Here is a 16,826-nt window from a genome sequence, read left to right as displayed (position 1 = left end):
TGCGTAGGTCATCGTTTCCATACAATGATAACAATATAATTAGCCCAAAGAAAAAGCTGACTCTTTGTTGCGGAGCCAGCTTTTATTTCAAGCAAAAACATTTTTCGTCTAAGTCAGTATCCGGTGTTTTTGAATAACTTACTGGGTAGAATAGACTTCAGTATCTACCGAAATAGGTTCTTCAATACTGATATGACCAGCCAGTGTTTCTTGTTTTTCTCCATCAACCAATAATTGAATCTGTTCAATACCGTCGACTTGGGCGAATGTCTGCAACAGTGTTTGGATCGCAAATCCTTCTGCACTTGAACCAAAATAAACACCTTCATGCATGGATACATCGATAACTAAGGTCGAACCTTCCAATCTCATATCATTCAGACTAAAATTTTCCCACAGGGCAATGGCCTTATCTGTCTGTGGATGTTGTAAATGATCCCAAACGGCGCGCATTTTCCCCTCTTCGTCTTCAAACATCACTTCATGTTGCTCTTCGACTAATTCTAACAAGTCTTCATCCGTATAGTAAAAAGTCATGGTCACAATTTCACCCTGTTGTTCGTTATTGCCGTTCTCGGCTTCATCCTGTTCTTCTGTACCAGCTTCCTCTTCACTTGATTCGTTTGCTACAGTTTCTTCTTCTGTTTCCTGGCCCGTTTCTTCTGCATCTCCTGCTCCCGTTTGCGTATCGATTGTTCCCTGGCCACAGGCAGCCAAGACCAGTACCATCATACAAGCGGTGAAAAAGAGCAACTTCCGTCTGCTTTCTCTATTCATTTTGTCTGTTGCCACTCCTTTGATTTAATGTTGTTTTTTATATCTCTGTTGTTCTTTTTTCAACTTATCTGGTGTTACATCTCTTCCTGTTGGGTCAATCACTTTTAAACCCATTAAATTACTTTTGAATGAAGAACGGAAGGACTGGATATATTCTTGGCGCAGCTGAGCTTGCTCTTCCTTCTCCTCTGCTGTTAGCCCTTTTTGCTTTGCTTTTTGTGCCAACTGGTTAATCCGGTCTAGTTTTGCCTTGGATAGCATATCGATCCCCTTTGCTTAAGAATGTCCATATTATTACAGTAATACTTTTAAATGATTTCGTCAATCGATAATCCACATCACTCGAACTTACGTTTGTATTCGTCCCTTACATTTGATATAATATCTCATAAGTATACATAGTTAAAACTTACCATCTTCATTCGTCCAGTTTTCTTGTGTGCATTTTATTTCTTGGTATTGAGGTGAAAATTGATGTCCACATTATCCAAACGCCAAAAGCTGATCCTGGATTTTATTAAAAAGGAAGTGCGGGAAAAAGGGTATCCTCCATCAGTCCGTGAAATCGGTGAAGCAGTAGGATTGGCTTCCAGCTCTACTGTCCATGGTCACTTGTCCCGGCTCGAGAAAAAGGGATATATACGCCGTAATCCCACCAAACCCAGAGCCATTGAAGTTTTGGACGATGACATGCGCACCCAGCCTCAACCCGAATCGATTAGCACCACTTATGTGCCGGTGATCGGGAAAGTCACAGCGGGACAACCCATCACAGCAGTGGAAAATATTGAAGAATATTTTCCACTGCCAGATAAATTTGCCACTGACCCCAGTGAGTTGTTTATGCTCGTTGTCCAGGGTGACAGTATGATTGAAGCGGGTATCTATGACCGGGACTATGTCATTGTCCGCAAACAAAATTATGCTGACAACGGCGATATTGTCGTGGCTATGACTGAGGAAGATGAGGCTACTGTAAAACGGTTTTTCAAAGAGAAAAATGTGATCCGCCTACAGCCGGAAAACGCTGCACTGGAGCCCATCATCCTTAAAGACGTGACCATCTTGGGTAAAGTAATCGGGGTTTTTCGCCATATTCACTAAATAAACCGCAAAACGATGAGGGGAACAGCACTGGCTGTTCCCCTTCATTGTTAATATTGGGTCATGTATTGATCTCTTTCCCAAGGATGGACTTGAGTTCTGAACATATCCCATTCGATTTCTTTGGCCTCAACAAAGTGTGTAAAAGCATGTTCACCCAATGCATTGACGATCACTTCATCTTGTTTCAGCTCATCAATCGCTTCTTTTAATGTGGATGGTAAGCTTTCAATACCCGCTTCAGCACGATCTTGTTCATTCATGACATAAATATTACGGTCTGTGGCCTCTGGTAAAGGCAGCTTGTTCTTGATACCGTCCAAACCAGCGGCAAGCATGGCCGCCAGCGCTAAGTACGGATTGGCAGCAGGGTCAGGATTACGCAATTCCACACGGGTGCTCAATCCGCGTGAAGCAGGAATACGAATCAACGGGCTGCGGTTTTTGGCAGACCAGGCAATGTAGCACGGCGCCTCATAGCCAGGAACCAAACGTTTATATGAGTTGACAGTCGGATTGGTAATGGCAGCGAATGCTTTGGCGTGTTTTAAGAGCCCAGCCAAAAAATGCTTTGCAGTTTCACTTAAACCCAATGGATCGTTTTCGTCATAAAAGGCATTCTCATTGCCGCGGAATAAGGACAGATGGCAGTGCATGCCAGACCCGTTAATACCATAGATGGGTTTGGGCATAAAAGTGGCGTGCAAACCGTGTTTCCTGGCGATTGTTTTAACCACTAATTTAAAAGTTTGGATGTAATCTGCAGCTGTCACAGCATCAGCATATTTAAAGTCAATTTCGTGCTGGCCTGGCGCCACTTCGTGGTGAGAAGCTTCTATTTCAAAGCCCATTTTTTCCAGGGTCAATACAATATCCCGGCGGCAGTTTTCACCCAGATCAAGGGGTGCCAAGTCAAAGTAGCCACCGTCATCATTGACGTCCAATGTAGGTTCTAAATTTTCATTGGTCTTAAACAGGAAGAATTCCGGCTCAGGACCAACATTCATCGTTGAAAAGCCCATATCCTGAGCTTGTTTAAGCACCCGTTTCAATACGCCGCGCGGATCTCCGGCAAAAGGTGTACCGTCCGGATTATAAACATCACAAATCAAACGGGCCACCTTACCTTCATCCGTAATCCAGGGGAAGATCATCCAGGTATCCAGTTCAGGATACAGATACATGTCCGATTCTTCAATACGGACAAATCCTTCAATGGATGAACCATCAAACATCATTTTGTTGTCCAGTGCTTTAGGCAGCTGGCTGACGGGAATCTCTACGTTTTTAATGGTTCCCAACAAGTCCGTAAACTGGAGACGGATAAAGCGGACATTTTCCTCCTCTGCCATTCTTAAAATGTCATCTTTGGTGTAGTTCTTAGTCACAGCAGGTTCCCCTCCCTAGTGATGATGAATCTATTTTTAAAAAATAGAACACAGAAGAAATGAGCGAAAGGATCAGGACCGGAAAAAGCGGGACAATTCCCCTTGGATGAGGGACGCTTTTTCTTTTGATAAGCCGCTTAATAACTCCTGTTTTAGCAATCTGTGAACTTCTTCGTCTGTCAAGTCACGCTTCTTTTTCTTGTTTTCAGTTTCTTCCGGTACCAGATTGGCTTCAGGCGCTTTTTTATTTTCGTAAATCGCCTTAATGCCAGCGATATTGACTCCCTGGTCAATTAACTCTTTAATCTCCAACAAACGGTCAATATCGTTTAAAGAAAAAATGCGCTGATTTCCTTTATTGCGTGCAGGCTTGATTAATCCCTGCTCTTCATAATACCTAATCTGCCGGGCGGTTAAATCGGTCAGCTTCATCACAATCCCAATGGGAAAAAGGGCCATATTGCGACGAATCTCTTGGGTCATCAAGATCGCCTCCACTATATTAAAATCCAAGCCCTTGTTAAAAAATTGTTTGAATCTTTAACCTATCCCTAGTGTACGTGAAGTAAACTATGTTGTCAATATGATGTTAAGTATTTTTACATAAAAAGAGTCCAAGTGTTGGACTCCAAAAATCTAAATGTTTAACAAATCTTTTTCCAATAGCTCGTTAAGCGCTGTAAGGATGCCGATCTTAACATGCTCATAGGTCAAACCGCCCTGGACAAAACCTAAATACGGGGGGCGCAACGGGCCATCAGCTGAAAGCTCAATACTAGCCCCTTGGATAAAAGTGCCTGCTGCCATAATAATCTCATCCTCGTATCCGGGCATTGGGCTGGGGTAGGGAACAACATGAGCATTAATGGGAGACGCTTTTTGGATCCCCTGGCAGAAGGCAATTAATTTTTCCCTGGAGTTAAATTGGATGGATTGAATCAAATCGGTTCTTTTTTCATCCCATACTGGGGTGGTTTGAAATCCTAGATCTGCCAGTAAAGCGGAGGAAAAGATGGCACCTTTTAATGCCTCTCCCACGATATGTGGGGCAAGAAACAGGCCTTGATACATCTCGGGAAGCGTATTCAGATTAGCGCCTCCTTCTAAGCCAATGCCAGGTGCGAACAGGCGGGTGCCTACCCGTTCGATCAGTGTTTGTTTGCCAACGATATACCCTCCGCTGCGAACCAAACCACCCCCGGGATTTTTAATCAATGAACCAGCCATGATATCCGCTCCGACCTGAGTCGGTTCCCGCTCCTCCACAAATTCACCGTAACAGTTATCAACAAAAATGATCACGTCAGGTTTAACCTTCCTGACCAGGGTAATCATGTCCTGGATCTGGTCAATGTTAAATGAAGGACGGTCCGCATACCCCCTTGAACGCTGTATGCCGATCACCTTGGTCCGTTCGGAGATGACCCTTTGAATACCCTCCGGGTCAATTTCACCTTCTTTCGTCAAGGAAACCTCCTGATAACCAATGCCAAAGTCGGCTAAAGAGCCTGGCACAGGTGATCCTTCAGCTGCCTGTCCAATCACCTGCTCCAGGGTGTCATACGGCTTACCAGTGATATAAACCAGTTCATCACCCGGTCTTAACAGTCCAAACAGGCAGGTCGCGATGGCATGTGTGCCTGAAATAAGTTGGGGACGCACAATAGCGGCCTCTGTATGAAAGATGGTGGCGTAAACTTTTTCCAGTATCTCCCGCCCCATATCATCGTAGCCATAACCCGTACTGGGCGCAAAATGATGATCCCCTACTTCATGGTCACGAAAAGCATGCAGAACCTTCCATTGGTTCAGTTCAACCGTGCGCCGAATCTGATCCAACACTGGCCTGATTTTGGCTTCTGCTTGTTCCACGTAAGGTTGCAATTGTTTGCCGTAACTCAGTTGCTCATAAAGGTTCATGTGTTCCTGTCTCCTTGCTAACTGTATCATATTGCCAATTATCGGATTTGATAGGAGGCTAGTTTTTCCTGTAACGGGTGATGAGCCGGTAAATACAAATGAAGTCGGTAGGCTTCCTGTTCATCATCCCAGTCAAGTCGCTCCACAAAGCCTGCCTGTCGCAGTTTGGGAATGAGATGGGCTTCACTGGCAGGAAGCAGCAGCTCATGAAGGTGCATCTCTTGTTTCAAGACAGTTTCAATACATGCCCTCACCTTCCGGCAATCGTCAGCATGAAAGGCGCTAATGTACAGATCTTCTGGACGCACCAGAAGATCAGGAGCTGGGGGAAGATCTCTTTTATTATAAATCCGCACAACGGGAATATGTCCGGCCTCAAGCTCCGTTAACAAGGACTCCACCACTTCAATCTGATCCTGATGATCCTCATCATGGCTGTCAATCACATGCAGGATCAGATCTGCCTCTCTGACTTCTTCGAGTGTGGAGCGGAATGCAGCAACGAGCGTGGTGGGCAGATCCCGAATAAATCCGACGGTGTCGGTTAACAGAACGGTGTACCCAGAAGGTAACCGCATTTGCTTGGTTAATGGATCTAAAGTGGCAAACAGCTGGTTCTCCGTATATGCCTCTGCTTGGGTTAATTGGTTAAGGAGAGTTGATTTACCGGCGTTAGTATAGCCCACCAGAGCGACTTGAAACAGATCCCGTTTTTTGCGCCGTGCCCTATAGCGTCCCCGGTGAGCCACAATCTTGTCCAGTTCATGCTTAATATCCCGTATCCGGCGGCGGATATGACGGCGGTCCATTTCCAGTTTTGTCTCACCAGGACCGCGGGTGCCGATGCCGCCTCCGAGTCGGGACAGCTCCGTTCCTTTACCCACGATACGGGGCAATAAATAGTTCAACTGAGCCAGTTCTACCTGTAACTTCCCTTCTTTAGACCTGGCCCTGAGGGCAAAAATGTCCAGAATCAGCTGAGTGCGGTCAATCACTTTGCAAGGTAGCAGGCGTTCAAGGTTGTTAACCTGGCTGGGTGACAGCTCATCGTTAAAGATGACAAGATCTGCTTCGTGGTTCTCAACCAGCTCGTCCACTTCCAGCACTTTCCCTTTACCGATGTAATAGGCGGGGTCAACCCGTTCCCTCTTCTGGATTACCGTACTCACTGCCTGGGCCTGTGCTGTTTCAGCTAATAAAGAGAGCTCATGCAATGAGCTCTCAACTTCCCGCTCATGTTGATGGGGTAACAGACAGCCAACCAATATGGCCTTTTCGTCCATTCTTTTCTTCAGTCCTTTATAAGTCATTATCCTTTATCGTATCAAAACTGGGCTGTCTTTGCTAGTTGAAGTAAGTATTGTCTTCCTGCAGGATAAAATCTTCAGCAGAGAGTGTCATTAACTCTTCACGGGTATGGGGCTCAGAAGACAGCATCCGCACAGCATGTTCCCTGATAGCCCGCTCAATCACATTGCGTACAAAACGGGCGTTGCTAAAATTATGAGGGTTAAGCCGCATATGCTGTTCCAGGATCAGACGCAGCTTTTTCCTGGCCGGAGCCGTCAACCGGTATTCCCGGTCTTCGGCCATAATGTCAGCAATGGCTAACAGTTCAACAATGGTATAGTTTTTAAACTCCAGCATAATTGGGAAACGGGATGGCAGCCCTGGATTGGAAGACAGGAAATAATCCATTTCCTGGGGGTATCCGGCCAAAATGAGGATAAACTGATCCCGGTAGTCCTCCATGGCCTTAACCAGGCAGTCTATGGCTTCTTTGCCGAAATCCTTGTCTCCTCCCCTGGCTAATGAGTAAGCTTCATCAATAAACAAAATCCCCCCCAGTGCCTTTTTAACGGTCTCCCGTGTTTTTTGTGCCGTATGACCGATATATTCCCCAACCAGATCTCCCCGCTCCACCTCCACAAGATGTCCTTTACTCAGTACCCCGATGTCCTGGAACATCTGGCTTAAAATCCTGGCCACTGTTGTCTTTCCAGTGCCTGGGTTTCCTTTAAAAATCATATGCAAGCTCTGAGATGTGGTTTTTAAACCCATCTCTTTTCTTTTTTGGCTGATATATAACCAAGCGTAAATTTCATAAATAAAGTCTTTCACATTCTCTAAGCCCACCAAGCGCTCAAGCTGTTTCATGGCCCGTTCCAAAACCATATGCTTTGGAGACTCAGAGACAGACGTGCGCTGATAGACGGCTTGTGATTGGTGCACCTGCTGGGACGCTGGCATAAATTTTATATTGATATGTCCTCCGTCGTGACGAATTACAGGCTTAGACACAATCGGTCACCTCTCCTGTGTCAATGTATAGTATCATACGCAGGAGCCCAGACAATGGTGACTCAAGGGCATAGACACTAGAATGGTAAAGTAATGTGGTATAATAGGGATTTGGTGAGGTGATGATGTATGCAATTAAAGCTGGAACGCATTGAGGACAAAGTGGAATTTTTTGAGGCAACCGACATAAAAACACTGGAGAAAAAATTGACGAGCAAATTGAGAATAACAAAGCACTGCTGTTGGAAGTCCATTCTGTCCAACATCAAGTGGCTTTTGACCCGCGCACTGGCCAGCCCTTGTATAGTGCTGTGGTTCATTTTAAAGCAAAAAAGTAAGAGATAATGCTACAGAGTGAAACGGACATGCCGCAATTCCCATCCTGCTTGCCGGTACGCTTCGGCAAGCCCTTCTTCTTTAATGGCTTGTTTGGTCACCTTTTTCAGTCTGAGACTGTAAGTGCTTCCCTGTTGTAACGGAATCCGGCCAGCTTGAAGCGATATGTTATTGTTCCATCTCCCGCTGAATACCTTCCACCATCTCTTTCAGTTCGTCATCTACAATCTCAATTGTCAAATCATAAAACTCAAACGGATCCTCTTTTATATTATTTAACTTTTGCAGGTAACGTTTCACTTCATGGCGAAGCTTTTTAACGTTAATCCCATAATGATAATCCGGATAGGACTCTAGCTTACTCAGTCCGCCCTCAAACAGTAATTTGGCCCCCTCAACGTTATCCCAGCGAAAATGGTACAAACCCACGGCTACTTGAATCAAACCCTGATAGAAGGAATAACATCCTTCCTCCAGCCACAATTCCTCCAGGACATCATGACACTCATAGTAATCCCTTTTAATGTTAAAATAGTACAGATATAAAAGGTATAAATGATGGTAGGCCATTTAGTATCCCTCATTTTAATTTCAACAATGGTGTTAAGTAATAATACCCCTATCTCACTATAACATGACGTCTATGCATCAACACACCTAGTAATACACTGATGAGTGTCAGCAATACAGCTCCCAACCATTGGAAGGTCAAAGAACCTAAGAGCAAGCCCAGCAAACTAAAACTTGGCGTAAGAAAGTATAATACTGTCTTTTGATACGCCTTGGCGATATTTTTTTCTTTCCACGGGTAAGTTTTCAAATAGGGATGCCTCATCATCTCTTTCCAAACCACGCTGATGAAGTAAACAAGACAAATATAAGACAACAGCCATAATCCCCATTTTAACCAAAATGGCAGCAAAATGATCGCCGCTCCCAAAATGAGCATCAATTGAATATACATCATAACATAAGCATCGTTCCTTAACACTGTTTTACTGAACAACTCCACCAGCATATTCACTTGATTGATCTTTGTGATTGGGAATCCAGACTTAGGGAACCATTTTAATTTTTTAAATAAGCGTCTTTCTTTTTTGAGGTTGAGATAAGTTAACCCCGTCTGCTCAGCAATGCCAACTAAGATGGATATTTTACCATTGCTGTGTTTTATTTCTCTGGCGACATCATCTCTAAACATCGCGAAACTGTTCAGTTTGCTGAAGATTTGGAACAGTAATATCGAACTTAATACACCGCTCAAGCATAAATTGAACCATGGTACAGCATGAAAAAAGAATGCGGTACCGAGAATGCTTACAGTGATCAATCGGATGGATATCCGCTTTAATGCGTTCGGCCAGAACTTGCCTTCTAACGGGATACGCTGTTGGGCCAGTAATGCATTAGGTTTAAGCAAAAAAATGACTAAAGCGAATATAATCAGCTGTTCTGACGAAAATCCCTGATAATGGAGCAAATACGGGGCCAAAATAAGCATGACTGTCATGGTTTGTAAAAAAATAACCAGCAAAGAGTAAAGCATTCCTCTTAGTCGAATCTCCCTCAACCAGTGGCTATGTTGAAGCAAAAATAACTGATCAGCTTCCTTGACAAATGTTCTAACCAAGCCTTTTGAAGTAAATATGAACAACAAAATAACTATGTATTGAGGAAGAATCGACTCGGCCCACACAGCTTGTTTATGCCAAACAGTTAAATAGTGGTGTCCGAACACCAAGGACACGGGAATTATGACGTACAGCCAGACCACCCAGTCGATGGCCGTTTTCCAAGCTTTAATGACGCTACTCCACTCGTATTTTAACCGGTTAAAATATAATTGTTTGGCCGTCATACACACTCACGACCCTGCAAGCGATCAAAACACTCATACAGAGAACCTTGACTAAGACCTGCTTGTTGACGTATGTCAGTTAAGGTGCCCTGTGCAATCAGCCGCCCTTGATCAAGCAGCACAAAGCGATCGCATACTTTTTCAGCGGTATCCAGAATATGGGTAGACATTAACACACCGGCCCCTCGTTGACAAGCTTTATCGATGTATTCCAGCAAAGTTTGAGTTGCCTGTGGATCCAATCCGACAAACGGCTCGTCGAAAATATACACATCGGCCTCAACCAGAAAAGCCAGGATAAGCATTAACTTTTGCTGCATACCTTTAGAAAAATGTTGGGGCAGCTCGTGCTTCACGTGTGCCATTCTAAACGCATGCAACAGCTCCTCTGCCTTTTCTGCATAGGTGTCCTTTTTCATTTCAAAAGCAGCAGCAGCTAACTTCATGTGTTCCCACAGTGTTAATTCATCATAAAATATTGGTTGTTCAGCGACATAACCGTAATGGCCGTTTTGACCCCCGAAATGAATGGCAGATTTGTGGTGTTTAAGCAAACCGAGCACGGTGTTGATTGTCGTACTTTTTCCTGCCCCATTTCCTCCAATCAGCCCCACCCATTCGCCTGATTTTATGGAAAAACGAATATCTTTTATAATCGGTTCTTTATCAGAATATCCAGCATAATCAATGTGTACAGATAATACATGATTCATTTCCGTTTCACCTACCATAACCTTGAAATTATTTGCAATACAACCGTCACTCTTTTATAATTTAGCACTAAAAATTAGCATGTTTTTATACTACCAGTATATAATAAAAAAGAGCAGCGGTGTTGCCGCACCGATGCTCAAACTGGCAACTATCCCGCAAGAAGTGCGGTGGCCTTTGGGCAAGTGTTAAAGTAACCTACCCTCAGCCTCCAACAGGGTGGGTTACTTTTTATTCTATTTATAATAAAAAATCTGATTGCGAATAAATCATGTAATTCTTGATTCCCATTCTATTGTGCATTTTTAAGAGTATGCTTAAGTACTTTTCCACCTGGATTTCTGGGCAGTTGGGAAAGAAATTCTATTTTCGCCGGCACCTTATAATCTGCCAACTTTTCTGACACAAACTCCTTTATATTATCTTCTGAAAGCAGTTTATTATTAGTGACAACAAATGCTTTTACCACTTCTCCATATATGGGATGAGGAATGCCAATGACTGCCGCTTCCAAAATGTCCGGATGTTGATGAAGGACATTTTCGACTTCAATGGAGTACACTTTTTCCCCACCGCGGTTAATCATGTCTTTTTTCCGGTCTAAAATATAGACAAAGCCATCTTCATCAATTTTTGCCATGTCCCCAGATCGCCAATAGCCCTCAACAAAAGCTGCTTTGTTGGCCTGCTTGTTTTTCCAATAACCCCCAATTACCATTGGACCCTTAATTAGTAATTCTCCTTCTTCTCCTAATGGTTGCTCCTCTCCATCTTCATTCACAATTTTAAGTTCAGCTCCTGGGACCGGTTTACCCACAGATGCTAACTTACTGTCATCATACTTCTGGGGCATTATCGTGGTTGGTGACGATGTTTCTGTTGCACCGTAACAATTATGAAGATGTGCATGGGGAAAGTATTTTCTCAATTTGAATATTGCTTCTGTAGGCATTGACGCCCCGCCATAAGCAATACAAGTCACTGAACTATATTCATGAAGCCTGAACTGCTCTGAAGACATCATCATAATATAAATAGAGGGGACATTAAATAAAAATGAAATTTTTTCTTTTGAAATCAACTCCAGAAATGGATCTGTTTTGTACCTTCTCATTAAAACTGAGGTCCCTCCTACTCTAACCATGTGTATAAGTTGGCCTATTAATCCTGTGACATGGAAAAGAGGGACAGCAATCAGTGTTTTTGTGAGCGCATTTGTTTTTAATACATTCTCATAACTAAGCACACTATGAATAACGCCTAAATGTGTTCCCAGGGCCCCTTTAGGCAGGCCTGTTGTCCCAGAGGTATACATAAGGAAAAAGGGATCATCTTCATGAACACTGACCGTATCCAATTGACTTTGCTGCTCTAACTGCTTGAATGACAAGTAATCTGAACTTGTTTCTTTTCCTATTAAGAAATAGTGAGCATTTAATTGATTGACTTCATTTTTTAAAGTATTCATTTTCGGCACAAATTCCTCATCCACAAAAATAGCTTTAGGTTTAGAATTAAGAATCATGTGCTTTAATTCCTTCTCTTGTAATCTGGTGTTCAGAGGAACCAGTATAGCCCCCAAGCGAGCACAGGCAAACACAATTAAAGCAAACTCGATACTATTTCCAAGCAACACAGCTATTCTGTCTCCTTTAAAAATGCCGTATTGCTTTTGTAAGTTTCCAGCAATATGTTCAGATCTCACCCAAAAGTCGCCGTAACTTAATCGATGATCATTTGATACTAGAGCCACTTTATCTTGATATTTTTGAGCAGATTCAAAAAGCATATCAGCAATATTGCCAGGTCTCTCAGGATAAACATAAACGTTCCTGCCAAAATGAGTTTCTAAGTCCATTTTCATCATTCATCACCCCTTCTTTTATCATATTTGCTAATCTCCAAGAGACGGCAGCCATGTTGATAGGAAAGGTACAAAACTTAAGATTATAAGATTGACAAAAAGTACGATGACAAAAGGAATAATTGCTTTTGTCAATCTTTCTAACTTGATCCCCGATATTTGCGAAGCGACAAATAAGTTAATGCCTACTGGTGGAGTAAACATGCCCATGGCAAGGTTAACGACCATAATAATGCCAAAATGGACAGGGTCAAGACCTAGATTAACGGCCAAAGGAAGCAGAATGGGAACAAAGATTAAAATGGCCGCAGCAGCTTCTATGAACATACCAGTAATCAACAAAAGAATATTGACTAAAAAGATAAACGCAACCACACTGGTTGTGGTACTTAAGAAAGCATCAGAGATTAGTGAAGGAACCCCAAGGCGGTTTAATATAAAGCTAAACAAGCCTGCAGTTGCAATAATACTCATCACAACAGATGTTGTTACCGCCGCACGCTTAAGAATATCAAATATGTCTTTTAACTTAATTTCACGATAAATTACAAAACCCACAATAAATGAATAGGCAACCGCAATGACTGCCGCTTCAGTGGGGGTAAAGACACCGCCATAGATACCACCCAACACAAGAAATGGCATAAACAAAGATAAAACAGCTTTGCGAAAAGCATGGATTAAATCTTTAAAACTTCTTTTTTCAACCCCAATGTAACCTCTTTTTTTGGAGATAAAATAAGCAGTGATTATCAACGAACAACCTACAAGAATTCCTGGAATAATTCCAGCTAAAAACATATCTCCTATTGATTGCTGAGCCGCAATCCCATACAAAATAAGAGGAATGCTAGGGGGGATTATGACACCCAATGCACCTGAGACAGCTTGGTTGGCAGTGGCAAATTGGGGACTGTATCCTCTGGCAATCATCGCTGGTATTAATATTGCTCCGATTGCCGCCGTTGTAGCAGCACCTGAACCTGAGATGGCTGCAAAAAACAAGGAAGTTACGATCGCGACCATGGCCAGACCACCTGTGATATGTCCGACCAATGCAGTGGCAAAGTTAACAAGACGCTGAGAAATACCTCCCGATTCCATCAAGTACCCGGCCAGAATAAAAAAAGGTATGGCCATGAGGGGAAATGAATTGATCGAATTAAACATCTGTTGGACAATAATCTTCAAGGAAGTTAAGTCTCCGAACCAAACTGTAATGGTCGTAGCCAAACCTAAAGAAATGGAAATAGGAACACTTAAAGCCATGAGAATGAGTAAGCTTATAAAGAGAAGCGTAATCATGTCTTATCTCTCCCGCCTGATAATTCCTCTATTATTAAAACGATAGAATTGAGAAAAATTAATAAGCCTCCTATAGGCAGGGCCAGCATTGGCCAGAACATAGAAATTCTTGTGCTTGGTGCTGTCTGTGAGGATACAGCTTGTGCCATATCCCAACCGAAAATAACTAAAACAACAGCAAAGATGAACGACAACATGTAAACAGCGATTTTAATCCATTTTCGTAACGTGTGACTAACTATATCTGGAAGTAAATCTACTGAAATTAACATCCCTTTTCGATAAGCATAAGCCATACCCAACAAAGTCATCCAAATCATTAGAAACCGAGACAGTTCCTCAGAAAACGTTAATGAGTTCCCCACAACAAATCGGGCAAAAACCTGCCAAAAGATAAGTATGCTCATAGTAGCTAACATGACAGCTAATGACCAACCTGTGAATTTATTAATTAGATCTATGCACCTAATGTAGTATCTTGCAATTGATCCCACATCAACTCACCTCCTGAAGGATTATGCCTAAGAGAATGGTAGTTGGTATTTACCATTCTCTTAGGTTTTTAAAAATACTTAATATTCGTAGTTAATAACTTTTTCAATCATCTCTTCCCCTACCTCTGGAGCCCATGTTTCAATCACTGGCTGTACAGCTTGTCTGAAAGGCTCAAGGTCTGGTCTAGTGACTGTCATACCTTTCTCTTCGAGTTCATTTATGAGTTCTTTCGTTAACTCAGTACTCACCTGTCTTTGATAATGAGTTGCAATAGCGGCAGCTTCCAATATGGCTTCCTGATCCTCTGGTGAAAAGGAGTCAAACAACTCTTTACTCATCATAAGTGGTGCAGGCGAATACACATGCTGGGTCAAGTTCAGATAGTCTTGAACCTCGTAAAATCGGACATCATAGATTGTCGGGATAGGGTTTTCTTGACTATCTATAACTCCTTGTTGTAATGCTGTATATACTTCTGGCCAAGCCATAGGTGTTGCATCAGCTCCCAAAGCAGTCCAAGTATCAACCTGGACTTGGCTTTCTTGGGTTCGGTGCTTAATTCCTTTTAAATCATCTGGATGGTTAAGCGGCCGAACGCTGTTGGTGTTATGTCTGAAACCGTTTTCCATCCATCCCAACACTTTTACATTCACTTCCTCTTCAATAAGCGCTGCTAACTCTCGCCCAATTTCTCCATCAAGTACAGCGTATACATGCTCCTCATTCTCAAATATATAAGGTAGGTCAAAAAGGAATAGTTCCTTGACAAAGCCACCTAGAGGTCCTGTAGAAGAAATACCTGCATCAATCGTGTTAATACTCATTCCCTCAATGACTTCCCTCTCTCCTCCTAAGGCATTGTTATAATGAGGATTTATTGTTAAACGCCCATCAGTTAATCTTTCTAACTCTTCCCCAAATTTGTGAATTCCCGCCGCATGGTGGGAATCAGGTCCAAGTGGCAAACTAACATCAATGACTCGTGTAGTCTCATTAACATTATCATTAGTAGTTTGAGCATTTTCACTACCCTGCTCTGAAACACTGTCACTTCCGCACCCAGTAATAATTAATGCTAATGTGAGGATTAAGGTTAGAAAATAAGTTTTCCTAAAGTAGCGTCTCATTGTTTGACCTCCTCTTTTTCATTTTTAAATAAAACACCGAATTCTTTATTATTGTTAAGCGCTTCCAAAAATTCACCACGAATCCCCATAGCTCCATCTTCAAAAATCCTATAATCCATTTTCTTTAGATCGGGAGAGATGACAGGAGTAAACCCCATGTGAGCTAGAATATCTTGTTCTATATCGATGCCTGGTGCAACTTCTGTTAACATTAGCCCCTGAGGAGTTAATTTAAATACAGCCCGTTCTGTAACATAAATTACTTCTTGTTCATTTTGCAGCCCTACCTTACCGCTAAATGTAATGTGACCCACATCATTAACAAATTTTCTCAACTTTCCTTCATTTAAAATATGCAGCTTTCCCCCTTGTATATCCACCTTCAGTCCTCCAGTGGTAAACGTTGAGCAAAAAACTACTTTTTTTGCATTCTGGGTGATGTCAATAAATCCACCACAACCTACCGTGCGTGTCCCGAATTTACTCACATTAACATTGCCATGACTGTCAATCTCTGCTGCTCCCATAAAGGTGATATCAACCCCCCGTCCATTATAAAAATCAAACTGGTATGCATGTTCAATGATGGCATCTGCATTTATAGTTATACCAAAATCAGTTCCTCCCATCGGAATACCACCAATTGTTCCCGATTCTACTGTTAAAATAATGTCATCTAGAATACCTTCTTCACTTGAAACAGGGCCGATGGTGTCTCCCGGAATTCCGGTTCCCAGATTAACTACAGCACAAGGATGCAACTCTTTAACCGCCCTCCGCCCAATGACCTTACGGACATTTAGGGGTATCGGTTTAATCACGTCGACCGGAATCCGTAAATCCCCGGAATACCTGGGATCAAAAAATGTGCTTGAAGTCTGACGGTGATTGTTAATAGGATCTTTGGCAATGATGACATGATCAACAAATACCCCCGGAATGACGACTTGTTTTGGATGCAAAGTCCCATATTTCGCATAATGTTTAACTTCAACGATGACAGTTCCTCCGTATCGTTTTGTGGCTTGAGCAATAGACAAAGCTTCTAGCTTTAATGCTTCGTCCTCCATGGTGACATTTCCAAATTCATCTGCTGTAGTTCCTCTTAAAACACATACATCAATCGGTATTTCTTTATAGAACAGATATTCTTCATCATCAATAGTCAATATATCGATCAATGCTTCAGACTCCTTGGCTTTGTCGTTGATTCGTCCTCCTTCAATGCGGGGGTCAAGAAATGTGCCCAAACCGACTTTTGAAATATTTCCAGGTTTACCGGCTGCCATAGCCCTAAATAAGTGGGTCAACTGTCCTTGGGATAGACAATGCGCTTCAACTTCATTATTGTGAATTAATTTTCCCCATCTGGGCGCAAGCCCCCAATGGGAACCAATAATACGTTTTACTAAACCCTTATGTGACAAATGTTCAATTCCATTTACTTTATCACTGTGGCCCGCAGCATGGATCAAAGTCAAATTTTTTGGATTTCCGTGACTTAAATAGTGATTCTCTAATGTTCTTAAAAACGTTTCACAAGCACCTATCAAAGTAAATCCACACAAAGCAAGGGTCATATTATTTTTTATGAGGCTAACAACCTTTTCTGGTGGTAATCGTTTGTCGTACACGTAACT

At 42.5% G+C, this 16,826-nt stretch carries 16 protein-coding genes and 1 pseudogene; 2 read left to right on the top strand and 15 right to left on the bottom strand.

What is annotated here, in order from left to right; all coding sequences use genetic code 11:
• Window positions 1-138: 138 nt before the first annotated feature.
• Both J2S00_RS00745 and J2S00_RS00740 read right to left on the bottom strand, forming a co-directional pair.
• A complete protein-coding gene (locus tag J2S00_RS00745) occupies window positions 139-777 on the bottom strand; it encodes a GerMN domain-containing protein (protein ID WP_307334446.1) in 639 nt (212 codons plus the stop codon).
• Window positions 778-801: 24 nt separating this feature from the next.
• Window positions 802-1,038, bottom strand: coding sequence for a DUF896 domain-containing protein (locus J2S00_RS00740; RefSeq protein WP_307334445.1), 237 nt, complete (start codon window positions 1,036-1,038; stop codon window positions 802-804).
• A 213-nt stretch (window positions 1,039-1,251) separates the two neighbouring features.
• Between J2S00_RS00740 and lexA the strand changes: the two genes are divergently transcribed.
• Window positions 1,252-1,881, top strand: coding sequence for a transcriptional repressor LexA (gene lexA, locus J2S00_RS00735; protein ID WP_307334443.1), 630 nt, complete (start codon window positions 1,252-1,254; stop codon window positions 1,879-1,881).
• Between the two features lie 50 nt (window positions 1,882-1,931).
• Here the strand turns inward: lexA and glnA are convergent, their stop codons facing one another.
• The 5 genes from glnA to spoVK all read right to left on the bottom strand — a co-directional run bounded on the left by glnA (window position 1,932) and on the right by spoVK (window position 7,493).
• Window positions 1,932-3,233, bottom strand: a complete 1,302-nt coding sequence (glnA, locus tag J2S00_RS00730; RefSeq protein ID WP_307335187.1) for a type I glutamate--ammonia ligase — start codon at window positions 3,231-3,233, stop codon at window positions 1,932-1,934.
• Window positions 3,234-3,341: 108 nt separating this feature from the next.
• Window positions 3,342-3,752: a MerR family transcriptional regulator gene (locus J2S00_RS00725; RefSeq protein ID WP_307334442.1), complete on the bottom strand. Its 411-nt coding sequence runs from the start codon at window positions 3,750-3,752 to the stop codon at window positions 3,342-3,344.
• 153 nt (window positions 3,753-3,905) lie between these two features.
• Window positions 3,906-5,189 carry a methionine gamma-lyase family protein gene (locus tag J2S00_RS00720; protein ID WP_307334440.1) on the bottom strand — a complete coding sequence of 428 codons (1,284 nt, stop codon included), beginning with the start codon at window positions 5,187-5,189 and terminating at the stop codon, window positions 3,906-3,908.
• 38 nt (window positions 5,190-5,227) lie between these two features.
• Complete coding sequence (hflX, locus tag J2S00_RS00715; RefSeq protein ID WP_307334435.1) at window positions 5,228-6,499, bottom strand: GTPase HflX; 1,272 nt, start codon at window positions 6,497-6,499, stop codon at window positions 5,228-5,230.
• 34 nt (window positions 6,500-6,533) lie between these two features.
• Window positions 6,534-7,493, bottom strand: a complete 960-nt coding sequence (spoVK, locus tag J2S00_RS00710; RefSeq protein WP_370875815.1) for a stage V sporulation protein K — start codon at window positions 7,491-7,493, stop codon at window positions 6,534-6,536.
• Window positions 7,494-7,619: 126 nt separating this feature from the next.
• Here spoVK and J2S00_RS00705 point away from each other — a divergent pair.
• Window positions 7,620-7,828: pseudogene (locus J2S00_RS00705) on the top strand (YrzA family protein).
• A gap of 166 nt (window positions 7,829-7,994) precedes the next feature.
• Here J2S00_RS00705 and J2S00_RS00700 read toward each other — a convergent pair.
• The 8 genes from J2S00_RS00700 to J2S00_RS00665 form a co-directional block, all read right to left on the bottom strand.
• The gene (locus tag J2S00_RS00700; RefSeq protein WP_307334430.1) at window positions 7,995-8,396 is read right to left on the bottom strand and encodes a DUF309 domain-containing protein; all 402 of its coding nucleotides are present in this window, start codon (window positions 8,394-8,396) and stop codon (window positions 7,995-7,997) included.
• A 49-nt stretch (window positions 8,397-8,445) separates the two neighbouring features.
• A complete protein-coding gene (locus tag J2S00_RS00695) occupies window positions 8,446-9,684 on the bottom strand; it encodes an ABC transporter permease (protein ID WP_307334427.1) in 1,239 nt (412 codons plus the stop codon).
• Window positions 9,681-10,397 (bottom strand): ABC transporter ATP-binding protein, encoded by a 717-nt coding sequence (locus J2S00_RS00690; protein ID WP_307334425.1) that lies wholly within the window; start codon window positions 10,395-10,397, stop codon window positions 9,681-9,683. Before J2S00_RS00690 ends, J2S00_RS00695 begins: the two co-directional genes overlap by 4 nt.
• A 290-nt stretch (window positions 10,398-10,687) precedes the next feature.
• Window positions 10,688-12,259: a class I adenylate-forming enzyme family protein gene (locus J2S00_RS00685; protein WP_307334422.1), complete on the bottom strand. Its 1,572-nt coding sequence runs from the start codon at window positions 12,257-12,259 to the stop codon at window positions 10,688-10,690.
• Window positions 12,260-12,289: 30 nt separating this feature from the next.
• A complete protein-coding gene (locus J2S00_RS00680) occupies window positions 12,290-13,564 on the bottom strand; it encodes a TRAP transporter large permease (RefSeq protein WP_307334419.1) in 1,275 nt (424 codons plus the stop codon).
• Window positions 13,561-14,058 carry a TRAP transporter small permease gene (locus J2S00_RS00675; protein ID WP_307334417.1) on the bottom strand — a complete coding sequence of 166 codons (498 nt, stop codon included), beginning with the start codon at window positions 14,056-14,058 and terminating at the stop codon, window positions 13,561-13,563. The genes J2S00_RS00680 and J2S00_RS00675 overlap by 4 nt, the downstream gene beginning before the upstream one ends.
• 78 nt (window positions 14,059-14,136) lie before the next feature.
• Window positions 14,137-15,186, bottom strand: a complete 1,050-nt coding sequence (locus J2S00_RS00670; RefSeq protein WP_307334414.1) for a TRAP transporter substrate-binding protein — start codon at window positions 15,184-15,186, stop codon at window positions 14,137-14,139.
• Window positions 15,183-16,820: an acyl CoA:acetate/3-ketoacid CoA transferase gene (locus J2S00_RS00665; protein ID WP_307334411.1), complete on the bottom strand. Its 1,638-nt coding sequence runs from the start codon at window positions 16,818-16,820 to the stop codon at window positions 15,183-15,185. The genes J2S00_RS00670 and J2S00_RS00665 overlap by 4 nt, the downstream gene beginning before the upstream one ends.
• Between the last annotated feature and the right edge of the window lie 6 nt (window positions 16,821-16,826).

This window comes from Caldalkalibacillus uzonensis (assembly GCF_030814135.1).
Classification (GTDB): Bacteria; Bacillota; Bacilli; order Caldalkalibacillales; family Caldalkalibacillaceae; genus Caldalkalibacillus; species Caldalkalibacillus uzonensis.
This window is presented reverse-complemented; position numbering and strand designations above follow the sequence as displayed.